General features: G+C 46.6%; 28 protein-coding genes and 2 pseudogenes. 5 read left to right on the top strand and 25 right to left on the bottom strand.

Annotation, left to right across the window (positions count from 1 at the left end):
• Positions 1-87: 87 nt before the first annotated feature.
• The 12 genes from ACHBIF_RS06480 to ACHBIF_RS06425 all read right to left on the bottom strand — a co-directional run bounded on the left by ACHBIF_RS06480 (position 88) and on the right by ACHBIF_RS06425 (position 9,942).
• On the bottom strand, positions 88-1,455 hold the full coding sequence (locus ACHBIF_RS06480) for an acetyl-CoA carboxylase biotin carboxylase subunit (RefSeq protein WP_394719400.1): 1,368 nt from the start codon (positions 1,453-1,455) through the stop codon (positions 88-90).
• 24 nt (positions 1,456-1,479) lie between these two features.
• A complete protein-coding gene (gene fabZ, locus ACHBIF_RS06475; protein ID WP_024378919.1) occupies positions 1,480-1,902 on the bottom strand; it encodes a 3-hydroxyacyl-ACP dehydratase FabZ in 423 nt (140 codons plus the stop codon).
• Complete coding sequence (gene accB, locus ACHBIF_RS06470; RefSeq protein WP_394719397.1) at positions 1,899-2,375, bottom strand: acetyl-CoA carboxylase biotin carboxyl carrier protein; 477 nt, start codon at positions 2,373-2,375, stop codon at positions 1,899-1,901. Before accB ends, fabZ begins: the two co-directional genes overlap by 4 nt.
• Positions 2,376-3,611, bottom strand: a complete 1,236-nt coding sequence (fabF, locus tag ACHBIF_RS06465; protein ID WP_394719395.1) for a beta-ketoacyl-ACP synthase II — start codon at positions 3,609-3,611, stop codon at positions 2,376-2,378.
• Positions 3,612-3,624: 13 nt separating this feature from the next.
• A complete protein-coding gene (gene fabG / locus ACHBIF_RS06460; protein ID WP_105160814.1) occupies positions 3,625-4,359 on the bottom strand; it encodes a 3-oxoacyl-[acyl-carrier-protein] reductase in 735 nt (244 codons plus the stop codon).
• Positions 4,360-4,368: 9 nt separating this feature from the next.
• On the bottom strand, positions 4,369-5,289 hold the full coding sequence (gene fabD / locus ACHBIF_RS06455) for an ACP S-malonyltransferase (RefSeq protein ID WP_394719393.1): 921 nt from the start codon (positions 5,287-5,289) through the stop codon (positions 4,369-4,371).
• Position 5,290: 1 nt separating this feature from the next.
• Positions 5,291-6,256, bottom strand: coding sequence for an enoyl-[acyl-carrier-protein] reductase FabK (gene fabK / locus ACHBIF_RS06450; RefSeq protein ID WP_248049831.1), 966 nt, complete (start codon positions 6,254-6,256; stop codon positions 5,291-5,293).
• Between the two features lie 165 nt (positions 6,257-6,421).
• A complete protein-coding gene (locus ACHBIF_RS06445; protein WP_105111570.1) occupies positions 6,422-6,646 on the bottom strand; it encodes an acyl carrier protein in 225 nt (74 codons plus the stop codon).
• Positions 6,647-6,707: 61 nt separating this feature from the next.
• The gene (locus tag ACHBIF_RS06440; protein ID WP_105111569.1) at positions 6,708-7,685 is read right to left on the bottom strand and encodes a beta-ketoacyl-ACP synthase III; all 978 of its coding nucleotides are present in this window, start codon (positions 7,683-7,685) and stop codon (positions 6,708-6,710) included.
• Entirely contained in the window at positions 7,682-8,116 is a 435-nt protein-coding gene (locus ACHBIF_RS06435) for a MarR family winged helix-turn-helix transcriptional regulator (RefSeq protein WP_105111568.1), read from the bottom strand. The genes ACHBIF_RS06440 and ACHBIF_RS06435 overlap by 4 nt, the downstream gene beginning before the upstream one ends.
• Before the next feature lie 240 nt (positions 8,117-8,356).
• The gene (locus tag ACHBIF_RS06430) at positions 8,357-9,148 is read right to left on the bottom strand and encodes an enoyl-CoA hydratase (RefSeq protein ID WP_394719389.1); all 792 of its coding nucleotides are present in this window, start codon (positions 9,146-9,148) and stop codon (positions 8,357-8,359) included.
• Positions 9,149-9,297: 149 nt separating this feature from the next.
• Entirely contained in the window at positions 9,298-9,942 is a 645-nt protein-coding gene (locus ACHBIF_RS06425) for an HAD family phosphatase (RefSeq protein ID WP_105122932.1), read from the bottom strand.
• A gap of 145 nt (positions 9,943-10,087) precedes the next feature.
• On the opposite strand from ACHBIF_RS06425, the gene ACHBIF_RS06420 reads away from it, so the two are divergent.
• Positions 10,088-11,443, top strand: a complete 1,356-nt coding sequence (locus tag ACHBIF_RS06420; protein WP_105122931.1) for an aspartate kinase — start codon at positions 10,088-10,090, stop codon at positions 11,441-11,443.
• Between the two features lie 147 nt (positions 11,444-11,590).
• Here the strand turns inward: ACHBIF_RS06420 and ACHBIF_RS06415 are convergent, their stop codons facing one another.
• A complete protein-coding gene (locus tag ACHBIF_RS06415; protein ID WP_105160820.1) occupies positions 11,591-12,805 on the bottom strand; it encodes a pyridoxal phosphate-dependent aminotransferase in 1,215 nt (404 codons plus the stop codon).
• A gap of 312 nt (positions 12,806-13,117) precedes the next feature.
• Here ACHBIF_RS06415 and ACHBIF_RS06410 point away from each other — a divergent pair, with 312 nt between their 5' ends.
• Entirely contained in the window at positions 13,118-13,570 is a 453-nt protein-coding gene (locus ACHBIF_RS06410) for a universal stress protein (protein WP_172079639.1), read from the top strand.
• Between the two features lie 33 nt (positions 13,571-13,603).
• Here ACHBIF_RS06410 and ACHBIF_RS06405 read toward each other — a convergent pair.
• Positions 13,604-14,966: pseudogene (locus ACHBIF_RS06405) on the bottom strand (Cof-type HAD-IIB family hydrolase).
• Positions 14,967-15,036: 70 nt separating this feature from the next.
• On the opposite strand from ACHBIF_RS06405, the gene ACHBIF_RS06400 reads away from it, so the two are divergent.
• Complete coding sequence (locus tag ACHBIF_RS06400) at positions 15,037-15,996, top strand: asparaginase (protein ID WP_394719385.1); 960 nt, start codon at positions 15,037-15,039, stop codon at positions 15,994-15,996.
• Between the two features lie 36 nt (positions 15,997-16,032).
• Positions 16,033-16,674, top strand: a pseudogene (locus ACHBIF_RS06395) (HAD family hydrolase).
• Positions 16,675-16,724: 50 nt separating this feature from the next.
• Here the strand turns inward: ACHBIF_RS06395 and hisE are convergent.
• From hisE to hisC, 11 genes are all read right to left on the bottom strand, one after another.
• Entirely contained in the window at positions 16,725-17,039 is a 315-nt protein-coding gene (gene hisE / locus ACHBIF_RS06390) for a phosphoribosyl-ATP diphosphatase (protein ID WP_105122925.1), read from the bottom strand.
• Between the two features lie 13 nt (positions 17,040-17,052).
• Positions 17,053-17,367: a phosphoribosyl-AMP cyclohydrolase gene (hisI, locus tag ACHBIF_RS06385; RefSeq protein WP_105111558.1), complete on the bottom strand. Its 315-nt coding sequence runs from the start codon at positions 17,365-17,367 to the stop codon at positions 17,053-17,055.
• Positions 17,360-18,124 (bottom strand): imidazole glycerol phosphate synthase subunit HisF, encoded by a 765-nt coding sequence (hisF, locus tag ACHBIF_RS06380; RefSeq protein ID WP_394719382.1) that lies wholly within the window; start codon positions 18,122-18,124, stop codon positions 17,360-17,362. The genes hisI and hisF overlap by 8 nt, the downstream gene beginning before the upstream one ends.
• A gap of 2 nt (positions 18,125-18,126) precedes the next feature.
• Complete coding sequence (gene hisA / locus ACHBIF_RS06375) at positions 18,127-18,846, bottom strand: 1-(5-phosphoribosyl)-5-[(5-phosphoribosylamino)methylideneamino]imidazole-4-carboxamide isomerase (RefSeq protein WP_394719380.1); 720 nt, start codon at positions 18,844-18,846, stop codon at positions 18,127-18,129.
• 11 nt (positions 18,847-18,857) lie between these two features.
• Positions 18,858-19,466 carry an imidazole glycerol phosphate synthase subunit HisH gene (gene hisH, locus ACHBIF_RS06370; protein ID WP_394719378.1) on the bottom strand — a complete coding sequence of 203 codons (609 nt, stop codon included), beginning with the start codon at positions 19,464-19,466 and terminating at the stop codon, positions 18,858-18,860.
• 1 nt (position 19,467) lies between these two features.
• Positions 19,468-20,052, bottom strand: a complete 585-nt coding sequence (gene hisB / locus ACHBIF_RS06365; RefSeq protein WP_394719376.1) for an imidazoleglycerol-phosphate dehydratase HisB — start codon at positions 20,050-20,052, stop codon at positions 19,468-19,470.
• A gap of 71 nt (positions 20,053-20,123) precedes the next feature.
• Positions 20,124-20,771, bottom strand: a complete 648-nt coding sequence (gene serB, locus ACHBIF_RS06360) for a phosphoserine phosphatase SerB (RefSeq protein WP_394719374.1) — start codon at positions 20,769-20,771, stop codon at positions 20,124-20,126.
• Positions 20,758-22,041: a histidinol dehydrogenase gene (gene hisD, locus ACHBIF_RS06355; RefSeq protein WP_394719372.1), complete on the bottom strand. Its 1,284-nt coding sequence runs from the start codon at positions 22,039-22,041 to the stop codon at positions 20,758-20,760. The genes serB and hisD overlap by 14 nt, the downstream gene beginning before the upstream one ends.
• Complete coding sequence (gene hisG / locus ACHBIF_RS06350) at positions 22,038-22,685, bottom strand: ATP phosphoribosyltransferase (RefSeq protein ID WP_394719370.1); 648 nt, start codon at positions 22,683-22,685, stop codon at positions 22,038-22,040. Before hisG ends, hisD begins: the two co-directional genes overlap by 4 nt.
• On the bottom strand, positions 22,686-23,660 hold the full coding sequence (locus ACHBIF_RS06345; RefSeq protein WP_394719368.1) for an ATP phosphoribosyltransferase regulatory subunit: 975 nt from the start codon (positions 23,658-23,660) through the stop codon (positions 22,686-22,688).
• Entirely contained in the window at positions 23,657-24,709 is a 1,053-nt protein-coding gene (gene hisC / locus ACHBIF_RS06340) for a histidinol-phosphate transaminase (protein ID WP_394719366.1), read from the bottom strand. Before hisC ends, ACHBIF_RS06345 begins: the two co-directional genes overlap by 4 nt.
• A 401-nt stretch (positions 24,710-25,110) precedes the next feature.
• Between hisC and ACHBIF_RS06335 the strand changes: the two genes are divergently transcribed.
• Positions 25,111-25,851 carry a PHP domain-containing protein gene (locus ACHBIF_RS06335; protein WP_105111548.1) on the top strand — a complete coding sequence of 247 codons (741 nt, stop codon included), beginning with the start codon at positions 25,111-25,113 and terminating at the stop codon, positions 25,849-25,851.
• Positions 25,852-26,224 lie beyond the last annotated feature (373 nt).

The following is a 26,224-nucleotide window of genomic DNA, read 5'->3' as shown; positions in this document are numbered from 1 at the left end:
GGACTGTTTCAAGTCAATGCCTAGAAACAAGAAAGTATTGAGTTATGCCTGTGGCTCGTTGCCTAGTACTAAAAGTAAACTAAAAGACTATAATTCTGCTTGATAGCGAGGTAAAAATTCTTCCATGAGATAGGCAGTATCGTAGTCACCTGCCACCACTCGCTTGTCGGAAATCAAGTCCAGCTGGAAGTCGGTATTGGTCACCACTCCGTCAATTTCCAATTCGTAGAGGGCTCGCTGCATCTTCATCAGGGCTTCAAAACGATTTTCTCCATGCACGATGACCTTGGCAATCATAGAGTCATAGTAAGGTGGAATGGTGTAGCCTGGATAAACTGCTGAATCCACACGCAGACCGACTCCTCCGCTTGGCAGGTAGAGATTGGAAATCTTACCTGGACTTGGAGCAAAATTGAAGGCTGGATTTTCAGCATTGATGCGGCATTCAATGGCATGACCTGTAATCTTCACATCTTCTTGGCGGACACTGAGTTCCTGACCAGCCGCAATCTTGATTTGCTCCTTGACAATATCCACACCGGTAACAAATTCGGTAACAGGATGTTCCACCTGCACCCGTGTGTTCATTTCCATGAAGTAAAATTCGCCCTTGGCTTCGTCCAAGAGGAACTCAATAGTTCCCGCATTTTCATAGCCAACAGACTGGGCTGCCCGCACCGCTGCTTGACCAATCCGATTCCGCATGGTATGACCAATGGCGATGGATGGAGCTTCTTCTAAGACTTTCTGGTTGTTGCGTTGAAGGGAACAATCCCGTTCTCCCAGATGAATAACATGGCCATGTTGGTCCGCTAAAATCTGCACCTCGATATGCCGGGCTGGATAGACAACACGCTCCATATACATGGCTCCGTTTCCAAAGGCTGCCTTGGCTTCGCTGGAAGCTGATTCGAAGGCTGGCACTAGGTCTTCGGCTTTTTCCACCTTACGAATTCCCTTACCGCCACCACCTGCCGATGCCTTGAGCATGACAGGGTAGCCAATTTTCTCAGCAATTTCAAGGGCTTCTTGGCTGGTTAAGACTTCACCGTCTGATCCTGGAATAACAGGCACTTGAGCCTTAATCATCTCTGCCCGAGCATTGATTTTATCCCCCATGGTATCCATGACCGTCCCAGAAGGTCCGATAAATTTGATACCGACCTCTTCACAGAGGGTGGCGAATTTAGAGTTTTCACTCAAAAATCCAAAGCCAGGATGAATGGCCTGGGCACCTGTCACAACAGCCGCCGAGATGACCGACTGCATATTGAGATAGGAGTCTGTCGAACGGGCCGGGCCGATACAGATCGCCTCATCTGCCAACATGGTGTGGAGGGCTTCCTTGTCCGCCTCAGAATAGACTGCCACGGTCGCAATCCCTAATTCCCTGGCGGCACGAATGATACGCACCGCAATCTCACCACGATTGGCAATCAAAATCTTCTCAAACATGATGAATCCTATCTCCTTTAGATACTATTTCCCAATGGCAAAGGTTAATACCCCCGACGCAGCCAGTTTTCCGTCCACCTCTGCCTTTGCTTCAACAACCGCAATGGTTCCACGGCGTTTGACAAATTTAGCTGTCATGATCAACTGGTCACCAGGTACAACTTGCTTCTTAAATTTAACCTTATCCATGCCGGCATAAAAGACCAGCTTGCCCTTGTTTTCTTCCTTAGATAACTCCAAGACACCTGCGGTTTGAGCCAAAGCCTCCATGATGAGAACTCCTGGCATAACAGGATAGTCTGGAAAATGCCCGTTGAAGAAGGGCTCGTTAATGGTCACATTTTTAAGGGCGACAATCTCATCTTCTGATACTTCAAGGACACGATCGACCAGGAGCATAGGGTAGCGATGAGGAAGAGCCTCTTTAATTTTCAAAATATCAATCATTTGATGCGTACCAATCCTTGTCCAAATTCTACAACATCCTGGTTGGCCACCAAAATCTCTGTGACCACACCATCACGATCAGCAGGCACTTCATTCATGACCTTCATGGCTTCGATAATCATGAGGGTCTGCCCCTTTTTGACCGTATCACCAACTGCTACAAAGGCTGGCTTGTCTGGGGCTGGTGACAAATAGGCCACACCAACAAGTGGACTTTCCACTACCGCACCCTCTGCCACAGAATTTGAGCTAACTTCTAGTGGAGTTGGCTCACTGGTTTCAACTGCTGGCACAGGGGCTGGGCTTGCAGGAGCTACTGGAGCAAGCGGAGCTTCTACGATTGGACTTGGAGCCACTGTCGCCTGCTGGTTTTTACTGAAATGCAAGGTTTCCCCAGCATTGCTATATGAAAATTCTCGCAAACTTGACTGGTCAAACTGACTCATCAGGTCCTTAATTTCTGTAATATTCACTTAGGCCTCCCAACGTTTGAAAGCGATGACTGAATTATGCCCACCAAAGCCAAATGTATTTGAAATGGCATGACGGATTTCCATGTCACGACCTTGACCGTAGATGACATCTGCCTCGATGTAATCAGACAACTCCGTCGTACCTGCTGTCTTTGGTGCATGAGAATGACGCATCGCCTCAATAACAGCCGCCGCTTCAACGGCACCAGCTGCACCTAACAAGTGACCAGTGAAGGACTTGGTGGAAGAAACTGGCGTGTTCTTGCCGAAGACAGATACAATAGCTTGGCTTTCTCCTTTTTCATTAGCCGGTGTTGAAGTCCCATGGGCATTGATGTAGTCAATATCAGCTGGCTCTAGACCTGCTTCTGAAATGGCCAACTTCATAGCCTTGATAGCACCCAAACCTTCTGGGTGCGGAGAGGTCATGTGGTGGGCATCGCAGGTATTTCCATAGCCGACGATTTCAGCCAAGATGGTTGCCCCACGCGCCTCTGCATGCTCCAAACTTTCCAAGACCAAGACCGCAGCACCTTCTCCCATTACAAAACCATTGCGGTCCTTGTCAAAAGGAATGGAAGCACGACTTGGATCCTCAGTTGTCGACATAGCTGTCAAAGCCTGGAAGCCACCGATGGCAAAGGGAGTTATAGCCGCTTCTGAACCACCTGCCAACATAACATCTTGGAAGCCAAACTTGATTTCACGGAAGGCTTCACCCAAGGCATCATTTGACGAAGCACAGGCCGTTATGACACACTTGCAGACACCATTGGCACCGACCTGCATGGCAATATTTCCGGCCGCCATGTTTGGCAAAGCCTTCGGAAGTGCCATCGGACGAATCCGTTTTGGTCCTTTTTCGTTCATGCGAGCAACCTGCTCCTCGATTTCCAAAATCCCACCGATACCTGTTGACAAGATAACACCGAAACGGTCGCTGTCAACGGCTTCTGTATCCAGACCAGCATTGGTTACTGCCTCACGAGCTGCATAGAGCGCATAGAGGGAGTAGTTGTCGTAGCGGTTAGTATCTTTTTTAACAAAGTATTTGTCAAAAGGAAAATCCTTGATTTCTGCCGCATTATGGACAGTATATTCACTAGTATCAAACTTGGTAATCTTTCCGATACCAATCTTACCATTGACCAAGCTATCCCAGAATTCTTCTGGTGTATTTCCAATTGGAGATGTCAGACCGTAGCCTGTCACTACTACACGATTTAGTTTTGTCATTTTCAAACCTCTCTTATTGCATGGTCAAACCGCCATCAATGGCAATGACTTGTCCAGTTAAATATTCTTGTTTAGCCAAGAAGACAGCGACATCCGCTACTTCTTCCGTTAAACCGAAACGTTTCATAGGAATTTGCCCCAACATGGCATCCTTGATTTTATCAGACAGAACATCTGTCATATCGGACTGGATAAAGCCTGGTGCGATAGCATTGACACGAACATTGCGACTAGCGACTTCACGAGCAATGGATTTTGTAAAGCCGATAACACCTGCCTTAGAAGCGGCATAGTTTGCCTGACCAGCATTCCCTGTCAAACCGACCACACTAGAAAGGTTGATAATAGCCCCTTCACGTGCCTTGGTCATCGGCTTCAAAACAGCCTGGGTCATGTTAAAGGTCCCTGTTAGATTGATACTCAAAACGCTCTCGAAATCCTCTTCCGTCATTCGCAAGGCCATACCGTCTTTGGTAATTCCTGCATTGTTGACCAAGATATCAACACTTCCGAGTGCCTCAACTGCCTCAGCCACCATCCGTTTGGCATCTACCGAGCTGGAAATATCACCTGAAATCGCCACCACTTTGACACCGTAACTTGAAAAGCTGTCCAGCAAGTCCTGCCCCAACTGACCACGACCATTCAGCACCACATTGGCACCAAGACTGGCAAACTTATGGGCAATGGCCAAGCCAATTCCACGACTTGAACCTGTCACAAACACATTTTTATTGGTAAGCTCCATGTTTTCTCCTTATTGGCTAGTCAACAAGCCTTCTAGACTTGCCACATCTTCTACTGTTACCACCTCGGCTGTCTTATCAATTTTCTTGATAAAGCCTGCCAAAACCTTACCTGGACCGATTTCGATAAACTTGGTCACACCAGCCGCCTGCATGGTGGCAATGGACTCATAAAAACGGACAGGCTCCATGACCTGACGGGTCAAGAGGGACTTGATGTCCTCTTTTCTCATGACCTTGGCTTCTGTATTGCCAACTAAGTCTACTTGGAAATCTGAAAACTCCACCTCTTCCAGAGCCTGAGCTAATTGCTCCGACGCTGGACGCAAGAGAGCTGTATGGAAAGGCCCCGACACGTTGAGGGGAATCATGCGTTTGACACCCGCCGCCTTCAAGGCTTCCACCGCCTCATCCACAGCTGCCACCTCGCCACCGATAACGATTTGGGCTGGTGTATTGTAGTTGGCTGGAGAAACAATTCCAGAGGTAACTGATGAACAGACCTCTTCGATCAAGCTGACATCTGCATTGAGGACTGCGACCATCTTACCAGTCCCTGCTGGTGCAGCAGTCTCCATAAACTCACCCCGTTTGGCAATCAAGGAAATGGCATCTTCAAAGGCCAGAGCACCTGAGGCAACCAAGGCAGCGTATTCTCCCAAGGACAAACCAGCCACCATGTCTGGATCAATTCCTTTTTCAGCCAATAAACGATAAATGGCAAGGGAGGTTGTCAAAATCGCAGGCTGGGTATAGCGGGTCTGGTTGAGCTTGTCTTCCTGATGGTCAATCAAGTCCCGCACATCATATCCCAGAATCTGACTAGCCTGGTCGTAAGTTTTCTTGACAATGGGATAGGTGTCATAGAGGTCACGGGCCATACCGAGTGTCTGGGCCCCCTGACCTGCAAATAGAAAGGCTGTTTTTGTCATCTTATTCTCCAACGGAAGCCCAGCGACTCGCTTGTTCCTGAATCACCTTAGCAGCTCCAAAATATAAATCTTTCAAAATCTCTTCACAGGTTTCTTCCTTGGTCACCAAGCCAGCAATCTGACCTGCCATGACCGAGCCATTGACCACATCACCATCTACAACGGCATTGCGAAGGGCACCTGCACCTAATTCTTCAATGGATTCTGCAGAAATTTTCCCAGCAAGGAAGTCTTTTTCCGCAGCTGCATAGGCTGTGGAAAGTTTGTTCTTAATGGCACGCACCGAGTGACCTACAACAGATGCCGATACAGTTGTATCAATATCCTTGGCCTTGAGAACCTTTTCCTTGTAAGCTGGGTGGGCATTTGACTCCTTGGCAACGACAAAACGTGTTCCCACCTGAATTGCTTCTGCCCCCAACATAAAGGCTGCGGCAGCACCTGCACCGTCTGCGATACCACCTGCTGCGATAACAGGAATGGATACGGCATCCACAACCTGACGAACCAAGGTCATAGTTGTCAATTTACCGATGTGACCACCTGCTTCCATCCCTTCAGCAATGACGGCATCCACTCCTAATTTTTCCATCCGTTTGGCAAGAGCCACACTCGGCACTACTGGAATCACAATGATACCAGCTGCGTGCAAGCGTTCCATGTATTTTCCAGGGTTCCCAGCTCCCGTTGTCACCACCTTGACACCTTCTTCGATGACCAAGTCAACAATATCATCTGCAAAAGGCGATAGGAGCATGATATTGACACCGAAAGGCTTGTCTGTGATGGACTTGACTTTATCAATATTTGCCTTGACAACTTCCTTGGGAGCATTACCCCCACCAATGATGCCTAAACCACCAGCATTTGAAACCGCACCAGCCAAGTCACCGTCAGCCACCCAGGCCATACCACCTTGGAAAATCGGATAGTCAATGTTCAATAATTCTGTAATCTTTGTTTTCATAGTTCCCTCAATCTTTTTTTGCTTAGCTAATCATTTGAACATCAAACCATTAGCTAAACAAGCGAGGGGCAAGCCCTCACTTGAAATTTAATTTGAATCTTCAATGTTTTGAATATCAAAGTATTGACTCTAAGAAAAATGCTTATCGCATCTTTCTAACAACATTTATTTTGTTTTTTCTTCAACGTACGCAACCAAATCAGCTACTGTTGTCAATCCTTCTTCTGTATCGATTTGGATGTCAAATGCATCTTCGATTTCAGAAATCACTTGGAAAAGGTCCAATGAGTCTGCATCCAAATCTTCAAAAGTTGTTGTAAGGGTTACTTCTTCAGCATCCTTACCCAACTCCTCAACGATAATTTCTTGTACTTTTTCAAATACTGCCATGATATGTGTCTCCTTTATTTAAATAAATATTTTTTTAATCTTGCCAAAGGCAAGGGATTAACTAAATTTTAAGTAGAAGGGCTCCCCAAGTGAGACCTCCGCCAAATCCGGCCATCAAGACTGTCTGGCTACCGTCCAGCTTTATCCGGCCGTCCGCCACGCATTCTGATAGGAGAATGGGCAGGCTGGCTGCACTGGTATTGCCATATTTGTCCATATTGGCTGGGAATTTTTCCGATGCCACACCCAGCTTTCTAGCCATCTTATCCAAGATTCGACTATTGGCTTGGTGAAGCAGGTAGAAATCAATCCGGTCTGCTAGCAGACCTTGCTGACTGAGCAGCTCTGCTATGGTTCCCGTCACATCCCGAGTCGCAAATTCAAAAATCGCGCGCCCCTCCATCTGGATGTAGGGTTGGGAGCAAGTAGCATCAGAAAATGGGGTGCATTTCTGATCAATACCTGCAGTCAAACTCGCTCCACGACTGCCATCAGTCCGGAGAATTTCCCCCAGAAAGCTAGGCTGAACGCAAGCTTCAAGTAAGACGCCGCCGGCACCGTCTCCAAAGAGCACTGCTGTCGAGCGGTCCGACCAATCGACCACGCGCGACAAGGTCTCCGCACCGATGACCATCCCTTTCTGGTAACGGCCTGATGCAATCAACTTTTCTGCTGTCGACAAGGCATAGACAAAGCCGGAACAGGCCGCCACCAAGTCGTAGGCAAAAGCCTTGGTCGCTCCGATTTTAGCTTGAACCAAAGCCGCTGTGGATGGCATCACCGAATCGGGTGTCATGGTGGCCAGGATGATAAAATCAATCTCCTCCGCACCAATCTGCGCCTTCTCCAGCAAGTCCTGCGCCACGGCAGTGGCCAAATCACTTGTCGTCTGGTCTGTGACAACATGTCGTTGACCAATTCCTGTCCGACTGCGGACCCAGTCGTCAGTGGTATCCATTATCTGAGCCAAATCGTCATTGGTCACAATCTTTTTTGGAAGATAGTGGGCCACCTGACTTATTTTAGTATGGGTTCTCATTTCAAATCCTCCAAAAAGTGATAGAGTTTCATGAGCCCTTTCTTCATGACCTGGTATTCCGTCTCATCCATGCCATCCGTAATCTGCTTGACCATTTCATTGTGGAAACGCTGATGCAGCCGATAGACCAAGCGTCCTTTTTTGGTCAAGTAGAGATGAATGACCCGCCTGTCTCTGGTCGAACGCACACGCTCCACGTAGCCCTTTCGCTCCAGATTATTCAGACTGGTTGTGACAGTTCCCAAGGTCACCATCAAAGCGCGAGAGACATCTGTGGGTGTCGCATCCGGTTTACTTCCTATCACATCAATGGTGTGCATCTCCTTGATAGAAATATCCTTAAATCGGCTCCCCCGTAGACTTGTTTCTTCAATCACCAGTACATTATTAAATATAGCTGTTAGGTAATCATTTACTTTTTGATCTTCCAAAACAGGCCTCCTTAACTTTGATAGTCAAAGTATAGAGCAAAAAACTTTGATTGTCAAATATTTTTTGTCATTTTGTTTTTCTTTTATTGCTTCGACGACCGAGGAAACCTCGTTTCTGAATTTCGAACCTCAAACAATTAATATTATTTGAGCTCACCTCGCCTAACTTCAGTTACGCCTTTGACTCGTTACCTAGTACTAAAAGAAAACAAATAGACGTATTCGGTAATAAATTTTAGCTCATTGACCGGTAAATACTGGTCTTCGGCGTTCGGCATGGGCTCGGACACCTTCCTTGAAATCTTCCTTGAAGGCCAATTCCTCCTGCAACTGCAATTCTAACTTGCGATAGGTTTCCCAGTCCTTGAACTGGCTTTCCCAGACCAGCTGCTTGATGGCAGCGTAAGAGTTAACAGAGCCTCGTAACAGTTTTTTGATGACCTGAGCGACTGTTTTTTCCAGCTTTTCAGGTTCGGACAATTTGTAAACGATGCCATAGTCCAGGGCCCTATCAGCAGACAAGCCTTGGCCTGTCATGGCTAATTGGCTAGCCCGATTGGCACCAATTGCCCGACTGAGGAGAAAGAGCCCGCCGGCATCAGGTGCCAGACCCACTCCGACAAAGGCCTGGATAAATTTTGTTTTAGTAGAGGCAATCACGAAATCTGCTGCTACTGACATGTTGGCCGCCGCACCAGCGACAGCTCCATCGGTCACCATGATGACAATCTTTGGCAATTTCTTGATAGCGAATGAGATATCATTGACCAGCTCTGCTATTTTTACAAGAGAAGGAATATCATCCTCATCCACTGCCCGCTTCATCTCGACCAAGTCGCCACCGACCGAGAAAACAGAGCCCTGGGCCTGAATTTGCAGGATTTTCACAGTAGCATCTCGATCAACTGCGTCAATCGCTGCCAAAATTTCCTCACACATGAGAATGTTAAAGCCATTGGCCACATCTGGACGATTGAGGGTCAGAAGCGCTATTCCGTCCCGAACATCATAGGTAATTGTTTGATAGGTCATCGCCTGCTCCACTTCATTTGAAGATGAAATAGTTTGAAAAGCAAACCACATCTTTCTTGTTATCCATTCTAGCACAGAAAATCATTTTGTCACGTCCTTACCAGAAAAGAAGTGTGACATCGGAAAAAGGCTGACTCTCGCCAACCCTCTTACATCTTGTCCAATTCTCTCAATCCTTGGCTCAAATTGTCCACCAAGCGATCTGCTTGACTCTGGTCAATGCCATAATGCTGGTCTCGGATGGCCCAGACCATCAAGCCTGCTGCTTTTGCTGCCGCGATGCCTTTTGCACTGTCTTCAAAGACCACAATCTCTGATTTGTCCACCCCAGTCGCCTGGGCTGCGAGATTGTAGACATCCGGAGCTGGCTTGGGCGCTCCGCATTCCATGGCTGAAAAGACCTGTTTAAAATAAGGTCTAATTCCAGCTTCTTCCAAGGCACGTTCGATTTCTTCCCTGTCCGTATTGGAGGCCAATACCAGAGGTACGCTCTTGTCTGTCAAAGCCTGCAAGACTTGTTTGACATCAGGAAAAAGCCGCTGACCATAGGGTGTCGGCCGGTTTTCCTTATATATACGGTACTCCTTTTCCAAGGCAGGCACATCCCACTTGTCAAAGTCATTCGCCAAAATCCGACGCCACATTTGACTGGCCCTGCCACCCACAAAAATACTTGGGTCCAGGTGATCGACCGACAGTCCCTTGGTCGCTAAAAAATCGATGCGTCTCTGGAAATAAAAGGTCTCTGTATCAAACAGGACTCCATCCATATCAAAAATAATTGCTTTTACCATGCTTTCTCCTCTTTCCACTAGTTTACCACAATTCCCAGAAAGTTTCATGAATGTAATTTTCAATAAATTCTGAAAATTTCCCAGAAAATACTGACAAAGCCCCCATCTTCTGCTATAATAGTAAAAAATATCTGAGGAGATTCTTATGAAAGTAACCAAATTTGGAGGTAGCTCGCTCGCGTCTGCCAGCCAATTAGAAAAAGTATTTAGCATCGTTCAATCGGACCCTGAGCGCCGTTTTGTTGTCGTATCAGCACCAGGTAAACGCAATGCCGAAGATACGAAAGTGACAGACGCTCTGATTAAATATTACAAGGAATATACAAGTGGTAAGGATGTGACAGCCAGCCAAGAATGGATTATCAATCGTTACCAGGCTATGGTTGACGAGCTTGGTTTTACAGCTAAAAGTATGGCGAAGATTGCTGACAGCATCAAGGACCTGGCGACCCTGCCAATTGAAAATAATGAATTTCTTTACGACGCATTCCTAGCGGCCGGCGAGGACAACAATGCCAAGCTAATTGCAGAATATTTTACCCAAAAAGGACTTCCTGCCCGCTATGTCCACCCTAAGAAAGCTGGTATCATTGTCAGCTCAGAACCTGGAAATGCCCGTATCCTACCGTCTAGCTATGATAAGATTGAAGAATTGCGCGATGCGGATGAGGTCTTGATTATCCCTGGCTTTTTCGGTGTGACCATCGACAATCAAATCTGTACCTTCTCCCGTGGTGGTTCGGACATTACAGGCTCTATCGTAGCGGCCGGTGTCAAAGCCGACCTCTACGAGAACTTTACCGATGTTGACGGCATTTTTGCTGCCCATCCTGGTATCATCAAAAATCCACATTCTATCAAGGAATTAACTTACCGTGAGATGCGTGAATTGGCCTATGCAGGTTTCTCCGTCCTTCATGACGAAGCCCTCCTACCTGCCTACCGTGGACGTATTCCTTTGGTTATCAAAAACACGAATAACCCTAGCCACCCAGGCACCCAAATCGTCCTGGAGCATACTGACCAGACCCTGCCTGTTGTCGGAATTGCAGCAGATGATGATTTCACAAGTATCAACATTTCCAAGTACCTGATGAACCGTGAAGTTGGTTTTGGTCGCAAGGTCCTACAAATTTTAGAAGACTTGAATATTCGTTTCGAGCACATGCCGACTGGTATCGACGACCTGTCCATCGTACTCCGTGGCCGCGAATTGACCCCTATCAAGGAAGCTGAAATCCTTCGCCAGCTCAAAACGCAGCTGGAGGTTGATAAGGCTGAAATCGAGCGTGGCCTATCCACCATCATGATCGTTGGTGAGAACATGAAGAGCCATGTCGGTGTAACAGCCACGGCAACGACTGCCCTATCTAACCAGAATGTCAACCTGGCCATGATTTCACAAGGTGCCAGCGAAGTTTCTGTCATGTTTGTTGTCAAAACGGAACAAAAAGAGCAGGCCCTACAGGCACTTTACACAGCATTTTTTGAGGGTAAATAAGAATTTTTTCAGTTCCATACTGGACATACAAATGAAACAGGTAGTGTATAAATCAAATTTATTTTAGTCGCCGCAAGGATTCTACCTAATCCCTCTCACATCATCCCACAAAAATAAGCTCTCACCTAAACGGTTTGAGCTTATTTTTTATCTACGATATTGGGCCAAGAAGCGGGTCATTTTTTCTTGGATTTCTGCTAGCTCGTCTACACGTGGAAGGTAGACAATACGGAAGTGGTCTGGGTCCTTCCAGTTAAATCCACGACCATGGACCAAGAGAACCTTTTCTTGCTTGAGGAAGTCCAATACAAACTGCTCGTCATCATCAATCCGGTACATTTCACGATCAATTTTCGGGAAGATATAGAGGCCTGCCTTAGGCTTGACAGCTGAAAGCCCTGGAATATCTTGGATAGCCTTGGTGATGAATTCTCTCTGCTCATAAAGTCGGCCACCAGGTATCAACAATTCATCGACTGATTGGTAGCCTCCAAGCGAAGTTTGGACAACTTGCTGAGCCAGGACATTGGAACAGAGCCTCATGTTGGACAACATATTGAGACCCTCGATATAGCCTTTCACATGCTTTTTAGGACCTGATAGGACCATCCAGCCCACACGGAAGCCACAGATACGATGGGATTTGGACAGACCATTCATAGTCACGACAAAGACATCTGGTGCCAATGAAGCAATTGGGATATGGACTGCGCCGTCAAAAACCATGCGGTCATAGATTTCATCCGAGAAAATGATAAGCTCATGCTGGCGGGCAATCTCTACAATCTCCAACAATAATTCTTTTGGATAAAGGGCACCTGTTGGATTATTGGGGTTAATCAGGACAATCGCCTTGGTGCGGCTGGTGATTTTTGAACGAATATCGTCCAAATCTGGATACCAATCTGCCCCCTCGTCACAGAGATAATGGACCGCATCGCCACCTGCCAGGCTAACTGCCGCTGTCCAAAGTGGATAGTCGGGCATTGGCACCAGGACCTGGTCTCCATTGTCTAGCAAGCCCTGCATAGACATGGTAATCAGTTCACTAACTCCATTTCCGATGTAAATGTCATCGATGTCAACATTTGGAAACTTCTTGACCTGGCAATACTGCATGATGGCCTTACGGGCAGAAAAAATCCCCTTACTGTCGGAATAGCCTTCTGATTTACGGGCATTGTGAATCAAGTCGTGAATAACCTCATCTGGCGCCGTAAAACCAAATTCAGCTGGATTTCCTGTGTTCAAGCGGAGAATCTTCTCACCATTTGCCCGCATGCGCATAGCTTCCTCCAAGACTGGACCACGGATATCGTAAGCAACATGTTCGAGCTTTGTTGACTTTTCAAATTGTCTCATAACTATACCTCCTCAACTTTCTTGAGTCTATGAATACTACTATCATAATGGAATTTGGTTATTTTAGCAATCATTTTCATAGTAAATCTATCACTAAATGTTATAAATCGCAGGAAATGTAGGGAAATGATACTACTCGAATGACATGAACACTCTATCTGTCTCTGGACACTTCAATCTGACTATCATTTACGGTTGCTTATATTATTTTTCTCCATCTATCAATAAATACTTTACATTTTTTGTAAAATACCTTATAATATAAATGTATAATATTCCCTTACAAAAATTGTCTAAAAGGAGGTAAGGATCATGTCACAAACCTATCAATCTATTTTAGTTGCTGTTGATGGTTCAACAAATGCCGAAGTTGCTTTGCAAAAAGCCATTCAAGTTGCTAAACGCAATCAGGCAAAATTGACCATTGCCCATGTCATCGACACCAGAGCCCTATATAATGTCGTGGCTTTTGACGCATCCATCTACGAATCTCTTGAAAAAGAGGCCGAAACTCTTTTAGGAAATTATAAAAAGTGGGCTACCGATGCAGGCTTGACAGACATTGCCACTATCGTTGAGTTTGGCAATCCCAAGACCTTACTCTCCACAGACATTCCACAAGAGGCTGGTGCCGATTTGATGCTACTGGGAGCGACTGGTCTCAACACCTTCGAGCGACTGCTCATCGGCTCTTCTTCTGAATACATCATGCGCCACACAGACATTGACATCTTGATTGTGCGCAATCCAGAAAAAAGTCTATAAACATCTAGATAAATTGAAAGGCAGAGAATCGCATTAGGATTTTCTGCCTTTTTGTCTGTCTAGTTCGTCTTGAATTTTCCCTTCTGGTGCAAAACGCTCCTCCCAGCCCTCTGGCTTCAATATTTTGTGGGAAACAGGGTCGTAATGGGCCTTACCATCCGGAAAAAGCTTACCCATATTAGCCTGGTGGACAATATCGAAAATGGGTTTGGGGTCAACTCCTACCAAAACAAAGGAACCGTAAGTAAAATAGAGCAAGTCCATCAGGGCATCGACCTGACCAACCAAGGAGAGACCTGGACTTCCTTTACTGGTAACTTTTGCCACTGCCTTGTCGAGTTGCTGGTGCAGGCCCTGGACCTTACGGTCAAAATCTGCCTGGTCCGATGAGGCTGCCTGTAAAAATTCGACCAGCTCCTCCAACTTGAAACTAGCCCTGTAAAAGGCCGTATTCCCATCAAATGCCTGGGGAATTTCCTGAAGTGTGCCATCCATAGCCTTGTGAAAGTCACGAACAGCATTAACATTGGCATCCTTACTAGTCAACATTCTTCTCCTCCACGATACCAAAGTGCACCAAGGCCTTATAAATACCATCCTTATTATTGGTATCTGTCACATAGGTCGCCGTCCCTTTGGCCTGTTGGGTAGCATTTCCCATGGCAATGGCATACTGAACACCGGCTAACATTTCCAAATCATTGTTTGAATCCCCAAAAACCATCACTTCTTCCGTATTAAAGCCATAGATTTCTCCCAATTTTTGGATGCCTTGCAGTTTGGAATTGCCCTTGCTGATGACATCTGCCGCATAGGCACTGGACCTGGTAAAACCAAGAGTTGGGAATTGAAGGGCCAGGCGCTGGGTCACTGACTCAGTAGCCAACAATAAGACTTGATAAACCGGTTGATCCAGATAGGAACGAATCTTATCTGTATCCTTAGGACGGAACTTGCGAACCAGGCGGTTAATCAGGAAGTTGATGCCACCAGCCCAGGCGCTCGGTATCATGCGTGTCAATCTGTAGACCAGGTGACCAGTGCCTACGTTCATAATACCACTGCCTACAACTCCTGTCCCCAGCCCAAGTGAGTAGTCCCACTGATTGCTCTCCACCAAATCAAGAAATGTCTCCAATGTTCCCCTATCCAAGGCTTGGGCAAAGTGGACTTGGTCTCTTGAAAAAATATATTGGCCATTGTAGGTGATGGCCAGATCCAGCGATAGGCCGGCCATGTATTTCAGGACAAAGTTGGGGTCTCTGCCTGTTGCCAAGCCCACGAAAATGCCATTTTTCTTGAGGGCATTGATGGCCTGGATGGTGGATTTGCTGACTGTTCGATTATCGGTCAGAAGGGTTCCGTCAATATCAAAAAACACTGCCTTTACCGCCATCTAGCTCACCTACTTCCCTGGAATTATGTTACAATTAGTATATCACAGATTTGAAAGAAACTGAAAACTTATGAAAAAAATTCTGGCCCTCCACACTGGAGGAACCATTTCTATGCAGACCGACAATCAGGGGAGCGTCTCTTCTAGTTCCCACAATCCTATGGCCAGTCTTTCTACTCCCTTGGACACTATTCAGGTAGTGTCTGTTGATTTTTTGAATCTGCCAAGTCCCCATATTCGATTGGAACACATGATGGCGCTCTACCAAGAAATCAAGCGACAGGCGGATGAATTTGACGGCTTTGTCATCACTCATGGCACCGATACCTTGGAAGAGACAGCCTATTTCTTGGATACCATGGCCATTCCTCAAAAGCCAATTGTTATCACAGGAGCCATGCGCTCTTCCAATGATTTGGGTAGTGATGGTGTCTATAATTATCTGACAGCCCTGCGTGTCGCCGCAGATGAAAAGGCGGCAGATAAGGGGGTTTTGCTGGTCATGAACGATGAAATCCATGCCGCAAAATATGTGACCAAGACCCATACGACAAATGTTTCTACTTTCCAGACTCCGACCCACGGTCCTCTGGGGCTTGTAACCAAACGGGAAATCCTCTTTTTCAAAACTGCTGAGCCACGTGTTCGCTTTGATTTGTCAGAAATTGCAGGAACCATTCCTATCATCAAAGCTTTTGCAGATATGGAGACCATTCTCCTTGATTCTCTAGACCCTGGTAAACTTTCCGGTCTTGTGATTGAGGCCCTGGGAGCTGGAAATCTGCCTCCATCTATCTTGCCAGCAATCCACCGCTTGCTGGCAGCAGGAATTCCGATTGTGCTGGTTTCTCGTTGCTTTAACGGTATTGCCGAGCCTGTCTACGCCTACCAGGGAGGCGGTATCCAACTAGAGAAAGAAGGTATCCTCTTTGTCAAGGAGCTGAATGCTCAAAAAGCCAGAATCAAGCTCTTGATTGCCTTAAATGCAGGTCTGAAGAATCAGGAATTGTCTGACTATATACAGGGATAACACTTGTCTTATGGACCAATAAAAATGGGGGTTCCTATGTACCAAACGCTTCTCTTCGACTTAGACGGAACATTGACCGATTCTGGTCCCGGCATTATCCATTCGGCTGCCTATGCCTTGGAAAAAATGGGCATTGCTGATGACAATTCCAGTCACTTGTCTCGCTTTATCGGACCACCTCTCTACGAATCATTTGCCCAGTTTTATGGACTGAATGCGGCAGAAACCCAGCAGGCAGTCGATTATTTTCGGGAATATTTTACCAGCAAGGGAATGTTTGAAAACCATCCCTATCCCGGTATTCCGGAATTGTTGGGCAAATTGCAAGAGCAAGGGAAAACACTCCTCATAGCCACTTCAAAACCGGAAATCTTTGCCAAACAAATATTGGCCCATTTTGAATTGGACCGCTATTTTACAGTCATTGCAGGTGCAAGTTTGGATGATACGCGCACCAAGAAGGGGCAGATTATTGCCTATGCGCTGGACTAACTGGAAAAAATCAATGGCAAAGCTGTAATGATTGGTGACCGTAAACATGATGTCATCGGTGCCAAGCAACACCAGCTCGACAGTATCGGTGTCCTGTATGGCTATGGTGACCGAGAGGAATTGACAACTGCTGGTGCCAGCCACATTGTCCAAACGGTGGAAGAATTGGGAGATTTGTTGGGGTAGATACTTTTTTCGGATTTTTTCACAAACTAAAAAGCTCGTGATGAGCTTTTTTAGTAGTCACTAATTTCTCGGCGGTCGCTGGTCTTACTGACTTTTCCTTGACGAGCTTGCAAAACAGCTTCGATTTCTTCCAAGCTCACACCAGTTTCCACCAGCAGAACAGCCATATGATAGAGCAAATCAGCTGTTTCATTGGCAATTTCTTCCTTGTCGGCGTTTTTGGCGGCAATCACAACTTCTGTCGCCTCTTCCCCAACTTTCTTGAGAATTTTATCCAAGCCTTTGCCGTACAAGTAGTTAGTATAGGACCCTTCTTTTGGATTACGCTTACGGTTCAGGGCTTCATGGTACAAGGTTTCTAGCATATCTGCTCCTTTCTTAGAGTATGTTTTCAAAAAAGCAACTATAGGCACCCGTATGGCAGGCAGCCCCTACTTGCTCGACGGAAATGAGCAGGGTGTCGCGGTCACAATCTGTTTTGATGGATTTAACCGTCTGAAAATGCCCACTGGTTGCACCCTTGTGCCACAATTCCTGACGCGACCGGCTCCAGTAATGCATCTGTTTGGTTTCCAAGGTCTTTTGATAGGATTCTTCATTCATATAAGCCAGCATCAAGACCAGACCTGTCTCATGGTCAGTGACAATCACAGGCACCAGTCCGTCTTGCTTGGCAAAATCAATACTAATCATTTAATCGCACCTCAATTCCATTCTGGCGCATAGCTGATTTGGTTTCAGCAATGCTGACTTGGCCATAATGAAAAATGGATGCTGCCAGTGCTCCAGTCGCCGGTGTCTGTTCAAATACCTCAAGGATATGGTTCGTATTACCAGCGCCACCCGATGCAATGATGGGAACCGTCACCACGCTCGCCACAGCATTGAGCATGTCCACATCAAAGCCTGACTTAGTCCCGTCTTTGTCCATGCTGGTCAAAAGGATTTCGCCAGCTCCGAGCTCGACGACCTTCTTGGCCCAATCTAATAAATCTAGACCGGTATCCTTGCGACCGCCAGCCACGTAGACATGCCAAGTTCCATCTACCTCCTTGCGCGCATCAATAGCGACCACAACACATTGGCTGCCGAATTTTTCAGCACATTCTTTGATCAAGGATGGATTGGCCACCGCCGATGAATTGACCGATACCTTGTCAGCCCCTGCCTTGAGCATCTTGTTCATATCATCAACGGAACGAATGCCACCGCCAACGGTAAAAGGAATAAAGACTTGGTCTGCCACGCGCCGTACCATGTCCACAGTCGTTTCGCGTTCTTCATGCGTCGCCGTAATATCAAGAAAAACCAATTCATCACAGCCTGCCTCGTAGTAGACTTTTGCTGTGTCCACAGGGTCTCCCACATCCGTCAAGTTGACAAAATTGACCCCCTTGACTACCCGACCGTTCTTGACGTCCAGACAGGGAATAATGCGTTTTGCTAACATGTTCAACCTCCAAATTGCTGCAATTCGTCCAAGCTGACCTTGCCGCTGTAATAAGCCTTACCGACAATGGTACCGGCCACCCCGATTTGCGCCAGCTCCACCAAGTCGCTCACGGCATGGATACCACCAGAAGCAATGACATCTGCCTCTGTCAAGGTCGCCTTCAATTTTCTGTAATGGTCAAAATTAGGACCTGTCAAGGTACCGTCGCGGTCCACATCGGTGTAGACAAAAAGCCGCACACCAATTTTTTCCATCTCCTTGGCCAAGCTCAGATAGTCTACTTGACTGGTTTCTAGCCAGCCTTCTGTTGCGACAAAGCCATTTTTGGCATCGATGCCCACGACAATGGCCTGACTTCCAAAACGCTCCAAGGCTTGCTTGACAAAATCTGGATTTTTAACAGCCATAGACCCAATAATGACACGGTCAATGCCGGCATCCAGATAATCCGCAATCTGGTCCAAGGTGCGAACGCCACCTCCAACTTGAATACGGAGACCGGTCTCGCTTTTCAAACTGGCAATCAAATCCCTATTGGTCGCTCGTCCCTCTAAAGCACCGTCCAAATCCACCACATGAATAAAGCCAATCCCCGCAGCCGCAAATGTTTTGGCTTGGTCTAATACATCTGGGTTAACAATGGTCTCCTGATTAAAGTCTCCTTTAAAGAGACGCACTGCCTTCCCATTTCGAATATCAATCGCTGGATAAATCTGCATATCTTCCCTCACTATTTCTGACATAATGCCGCAAACTTTGTCAAAATGCCAAGCCCAACCTGACCTGATTTTTCAGGGTGAAACTGCGCCCCAAAGACATTTCCTTTTGAAATCATGGCTGGAATTTCCCTGCTATAATCCGCTGTTGCGTCGATATATTCAGGCGCTACAGCGGTAAAATAACTGTGAACAAAGTAAACCGACTGGTCATCAAGCCCATCTGTCAGTGGATTTTTCTGCTTGACTTCCAACTGATTCCAGCCCATGTGGGGTACAGGATAGCCCTCTTTAGATGGAATAGGACGACAAACACCGGGAATGAGGCCCAAACCCTTGGTCGGCTGGTGTTCCAGACCTTGGTCCAAAAGCAACTGCATGCCTAGACAAATACCCAAAAAAGGTTTGCCAGCCGCCACAGCTGTCTGAATAGCTGGGAGCAGTTGGCGTTTTTCTAATTCAGCCATGGCCGACGGAAAGGCACCAACCCCCGGTAAAATCAAGCCTGTAGCCGACAAAATCTTCTCACGATCCGCTGTCAATTCCGCAGCTACACCGATTTTTTCCAAGGCCCGCAGGACATTGGCTGTATTTCCTGCATCGTAATCAATCACTCGTATCATATTACAAGAGTCCTTTTGTTGAGTTGACACCCTTAATGTCAGGGTTGATGGTAATGGCCTCACGAAGAGCTCGACCTGTTGCCTTGAAGAGACTTTCAGCCTTATGGTGACTATTTTTCCCGTGCAAAATCTTCAAATGCAGATTCATCTGCAAGTTGAAAGCCAAGGCTTGGAAGAATTCTTCAACCAATTCCGTATCAAAATCGCCTAATTTTGGATTGTCAAAAGTCGCATCGAAGACCAAATAAGAGCGTCCAGACAAGTCCAGACTGGACATACCAAGCGTTTCATCCATAGGTACAAAAGAAGTCCCGTAACGATTAATACCGACCTTGTCACCCAGAGCTTCCTTGATGGCTTGTCCAAGAACAATCCCGACATCCTCAACCGTATGATGACTGTCCACCCACGTATCGCCGTCCACATGGACAACTAGAGACATGCGGCTGTGGCGGGCAAAAAGGGTCAACATGTGGTCAAAAAAGCCCACACCCGTCACAATCTCAACCGGTTCCTGCACATCCAAATTAACCGTCAGCTTGATTTTTGTTTCAAAAGTATTGCGTTCAATGCTTGCTGTTCTCATGATGTTCTTCTCTCTTTACTATATTAGAAGCTGTATTCGCAGCTCGGTACCAGACTTGTGAATAGCGTTTCTTAATTCTTCATCCTATCCAAAATCTCAATCACCTGATATAAATTTTTCTCATTGATTTGATAAGGAGCCTGTTCCTGCACAATAGGTTTGGCGCAGAAGGCGATGCCGATACCAGCTGCCTGAATCATAGGCAGATCGTTGGCACCATCGCCCACTGCAATCGTATCTTGCATGTCGAGACCATTTTCCGCCGCCCAGGTTCTGAGCATGGTTTCCTTGATATCCTTGGTCACAATGTCGCCGGTCACGCGTCCTGTCAAAACTCCGTTGACAATTTCTAGCGTATTGGCCTTAACATAGTCCAAATTGAGCCGTTCCGCCAACACATTGACCGTCTGATGAAAACCACCCGACACAACGGCTACCTTATAGCCACGCTTGTGGAGTTCTGCCACCAATTCTTCTGCTCCCGGTGTGAAATGAATGCGCCCTAAAATGCGGTCCAAAACCGTTTCGGGCAAGCCAGCCAGCAAACCAACGCGTTCACGCAAGGCCTCTTCAAAATCCAATTCCCCCCGCATGGCGCGATTGGTAATGTCCGCAACTCGCTGACCGAGACCAGCTTCTTCGCCCAGCAGGTCAATGCCTTCTTCCATGATCAAGGTGCTGTCCACATCCATGACCAATAATCCCTTAACTTCCTTCATTTCTCACCTCAATGGCCCGTGCATGAGCAGCCAACCCTTCTGAATAGGCTAAATTTGTAATGGCCTGACTAGCCTCTTGCACGGCTTTCTTACTATATTGTGTGTATTGTATTCGTTTGATAAAATCATGGACACCCAGTGCCGAATAAAAACGGCTGGTGCCTGAAGTTGGCAGAACATGATTGGTCCCTGCATAATAATCCCCAATCGGCTCACTGGTATAATGACCCAAGAAAATCGACCCAGCATGCTTGACCAAGGGAAGATAATCATAGGCATCTTCCATAGCAATTTCCAAATGTTCAGGCGCCACCAAATTCATCAAGTCAAACATGGCTTCTACCGTATCTGTCACGATAATGCGTCCGTTCTGCTCAATGGACGTCCGCGCAATTTCCTCACGAGGCAAGGTCTGCAGCTGCCGATCGATTTCTAGCTCGACTTGTTCAGCCAAGACTTCCGAATTGGTCACCAAAATCGCACGCGCCAAGCGATCGTGCTCCGCCTGTGACAACAAATCCGCCGCTACAAAAACAGGATTTGCCGTCTCGTCTGCGATAACGCCAATTTCAGATGGACCGGCAACCATATCAATTCCAACCAAGCCGTAGACCAATTTTTTAGCCGTTGCGACATAAATATTGCCCGGACCGGTAATTTTATCCACCTTGGGAATGGACTGCGTTCCATAAGCTAGCGCGGCAATCCCGTGGGCTCCGCCAACCTGATAAATCTTATCTACTCCAGCCAATCTTGCCGCCACCAAAATCGCTGGATTGTAGGTCTCTTGTGGCGGGGTAATCATGATGATTTCCTCCACACCAGCAATTTTTGCAGGGATGACATTCATCAAGACCGAAGAAGGATAGGCGGCTGTTCCTCCCGGAACATAGACGCCCACTCGCTCTAGGGGACGAATGAGTTGCCCACGAAGGACGCCTTCAGACGGTTGGTCCTCAAAACCCACTTCCACCTGTTGTTGGTGGTAGGAAGCGATATTGGCTTTGGCACCTTCTAAGGCTGAGAGAGTGTCTGGTTCAATCTGCTCAAAAGCTGCATCTATTTGCGCTTGACTGACTTCTAAGTCATCGAGCTCGATCCCGTCAAACTGGAGATTGTAGGCTTTCAGAGCTGCATCTCCTTCACGAGCGACCCGTGCCATGATTTTCTTGACGGTCTCTTCTACGGAGACCGTTTCTGCATTCAGCGCCACTTGTTCTTGATAGAGCAAGGCCGCAATGTCTTGACTTGTTCCACTTAAGCGTTTCATCTAAAAGGTACCTCCTCATTTCCGACAATGTCTTCTAATTTCTTGATAAATGATAGCACTTGAGGCTTATTCTTGATGCTGGCTTTATTGACAATCAAACGCGAGGAAATCCGACAAATATCTTCAAAGACCACTAAACCATTGGCCACCAAGGTATTGCCCGTCTCCACAATATCGACGATGGCATCGGCCAGTCCCAGAACAGGAGCAATTTCCACACTACCTTGAATAGAAATAATCTCGACATCCTCGCCCTTTTGCTTAAAATGTTCCAGGGCAACTGTTGGATACTTGGTCGCAATCCGCTTCCGCTTGTGATCACTGGGATTGTAAGTTGGAACAGAGGCAACCGAGAATTTACACAAGCCAAAGTTCAAATCCAGCATTTCCAAAAATCCTGCAGGATGCTCAATCAAGACATCCTTGCCGACAACGCCCATATCTGCCACTCCGTGGCGAACATAGGTCGTTACATCCGGAGCCTTGACCAGTAAAAAGCGAAACTGCCCATCAGGGCTTTCAAAAATCAAATTCCGCCCCTTATCGGCCATGAAAGACATATCAAAACCCGCCTTTTCCAGAAGAGCCAAGGTTTCCTTCTCAATCCGCCCCTTGGTCAAGGCAATGGTAATCTGCTCACCCATTTACTTCCCTCCTTGATAGTCTAAATCCTGCCGAATGGCTTGGTAAATGGCATCAATTTCCAAGGCCCAACCGATAGCTGTCAGCTCCTCGGCTCCAAACCGCTCAAAGAGTTTGTCATACCGCCCACCCGATAAAAAGGCGTCTGGCAATTGTTGGTCAAAAACCTTAAACATCATGCCTGTATAGTATGGAAGGCTCGGAAGTTGGGCCAAATCCACCGTGACAGGCCCCAAATCAGTTTCTGCCATGGCGATAAATGTTTCTAATTGGTCAAACGCCTGCAATAATTGCGCGTTCTGCGACACCTGCCGGGCTTCTGCCAAGACCGCCTCTACCTCTCCAAACAAGTAAGGCAAACGACTGATGAAACCATCAAATTCACTCGGATGCTGCTTGGTAAATTCATGGAGCTTGGTAATATTTTTATCCCGAATATGGAGGGACAAATCATCTGCTACCTCAGAAGTTAGTTCCAATTGCTGAAAAATCGTCTTGAGGATGGCTGCATGCGAAAACTCAAATTTGTAGTCTTTCAACCCCGAACGTTCCAAGGCTTGTTTGGCACTAGAAATGGCTTCAGCATAGGCCTCCTGTACAGGGTAGCCAATGATTTCAATCCCGGCTTGAGTGCGTTCATTTTCCAAGCCCCGCATGGCTTCTTGACTGCGAAAGACCTTGCCCGAATAAGAAAATTTAATAGGCGTCTGCACCCGAGTTGAAGCAATGACACGGGCTACTTGGCTAGTAATATCCGGCCGCAAGCTCAGAAGATGGCCTCTCTTGTCAAAAAGGTGATAATTATTGGTATCGACAGTATCTGAAAAGACTTCAAAATGCTCCAAGGTCGGCGTTTCAATCCGATGAAAACCGCGCTCTATCAATAGGTCGCTGACCGTCCGCTCAATTTCATAGGTGGCACGAGCGCGTTTGAAAAGCTTGTCGTGCAGTCCTTGTGGCAATGTTCGATTGTTCATAGGCACCCTTCCTTTATCCTTGCTAAGACCTGCTCCATCTCCTCTTGTGTGCCGATGGAGATGCGTAGTCTATCTTTTATGCGTTCTTGGTTTGGAAAATACCGGACATAAATCTGCTCCTCTTCCAAGTGCTTGAACAGTTCTCCCGCACTAACACGAGATGGTCGCACTAGGAGGAAATTGGTTGCTGACGGCAAAACGTCAAAGCCAAGTCTGGTCAATTCTTCCGCAAACCAATCGCGCGTTGCCATAATCTTCCGGCAGGTTTCTTCATAATAGGCCCAATCCTTGACCGCAGCCAAAGCCAAAGCTTCCGAAATGGCATCCACATTGTAAGGATTGATGGCATTGCGCACCGCTTGAATAACACCTATCAGCTCCTTGGAACCTATGCCGTATCCGACACGCAAACCCGCTAGTGATGCATCCTTGGAGAAGGTCCGCGTAATGAAGAGATTGGGGTATTTGTCCAAAAGCGGAATAGCTGTCTGCCCGCCGAAATTGACATAAGCCTCATCAACGATGACAATGACCTGCGGATTAGCCTTCAGAACCTCCTCAATATCGCCCAGAGACTGGAAGCATCCCGTCGGAGCGTTGGGATTGGTCAAAATCACTCCTCCACATTCTCTCTGATAATCTGCCACTCGCCAGCTAAAATCCTCCGCCAGCGGTATCTCTTTAAAAGGCACCTGATACAAATCAGCCCAGACCTTGTAAAAGCCGTAGGTCAAATCTGGAAACAAAATCGGTTGCTCCGTTTGAAAGAAGGACAGAAAAGCCATAGCCAAGATATCATCCGAACCATTGCCAATGACAAATTGGTCCGCCTCCAAACCGTGTTGCTCCGCCAAGGCCTGACGTAGTTCCGCCTGATCCAGACTCGAATAGCGACGTAGGTTTGTCGCATCAAAAGCAGCCAAAGCCGCAACTACCGCTGGATTTGGTCCATAGGCATTCTCGTTGGTATTGAGTTTAATCATATTGGCCACCTGTGGTTGCGCTCCAGCCACATAAGGTGTAATCTTTCTAAGCCCTTTTATTTCCATGTCATTACCTCTCAAACGATAAAAAAAAACACGCGCAAGATCCTTGTTTCAGGACGCTTACACGTGGTTCCACCTTCATTCAGACATACGTCGCCGTATATCCCTCAGGAAGTCAAAGACTTCAGCCCGTAACGTAGACAGACGTCAATCACTACTAGGTTCAACACCGTTGGCAATTGCACTCAAGAATGTGTACCCAAACCGATGTACCCTTTCAGCAACTAGATACTCTCTGAAAAATGGTCTGGGATTGTTTCTCTCATCGCTTTATATTTTGTACTATTTTACCAAATTTTTGATAAATTGCAAGAATTATCAGATTTTTTTATTCCATTTCCCTTGATTTCCGAACTTGTCGCTCAAAAGCGATTTTGTTACAATAGAAAGAAAGGAGAATTACCATGAGAGACAACCACCTGCATACCCACCACTCCTACGATTCCAAGGCGCGATTTCAAGATTATCTCGAGCATTACAGCGGCGAAATCGTGACGACGGAGCATTTTGATTTGTCCAATCCCTATAGCAAGCAGGATGATATTCCTGATTATGAGGCCTATTCCCAAGAAATTGCTGTGCTTAATGAAGACTATGGTAAGCGCATCAAGAAAGGCATTGAAATCGGCTATTTCCAACCGCGGGAAACCGATATTCTAGCCTACTTAGCAGACAAAGACTTCGACCTCAAATTATTATCCGTCCATCACAACGGAGTTAACGATTATCTAGACGAAGAAGTGGCAGATATGGACAAGATGGCGGTCATGACCGATTATTTGGACCGCTTGGAATATGCCGTCGGACGGGTTCCAGCTGACGTCTTGGCGCATTTTGACTACGGTTTCCGCCTCTTTGATGTGACTGTTCAAGAACTAGAGACTTTTGAGCCTCAGCTCATCCGCATTTTCAAGAAAATGATAGCGCATGATTTAGCCTTTGAACTCAATGCCAAGAGCATCTACCTCTATCACCACGAAGAACTGTACCGTTACGCTCTTCAATTGGTCAAAGAACTAGGTTGCCACCGCTATTCTCTGGGCTCCGACGGACATGTCTTGGAACATTTTCAACTGGGCTTCGAGAAGATGTTGCAGATGCTAGAAGACTACGGAATTCCAGAAGAAGAGATTATAAATTTATAATTATTGGCAAACCTCGGCTGAAAAAGAGCCTGTCTCAATCATATAAAGAATAAAAAGCGATCAAGATTAGATTTTCTGACTATCAGAATACTAACTTGTTCGCTTTTTGAATTTTAATGGTTGCTAGATAGGATTCCCTATTTTAAGAATCCTTGGTGGGAGGACCAATGCAAAAAGTAGCCCTAAAGCTACTTTGGATGTGTTGTATACTTTATTATAATGTGGACTCGCTACCGCAAGTCCTTATCTCCAACTTCAGTTGGAGAGAGTTTCTACGAAACTCCTAGCTACATATCGTTTTCTTACAGAAAACGACGAACGTGGAAGGCACGGAATTATTATAAGGTTATAAAGAGGAGCGACTGCCATCGCT

Source organism: Streptococcus sp. A11 (genome assembly GCF_043674225.1).
Classification (GTDB): Bacteria; Bacillota; Bacilli; order Lactobacillales; family Streptococcaceae; genus Streptococcus; species Streptococcus suis_V.
Note: the sequence above shows the minus strand (reverse complement) of the source record. Positions and strands in the feature narration are given on the sequence as shown.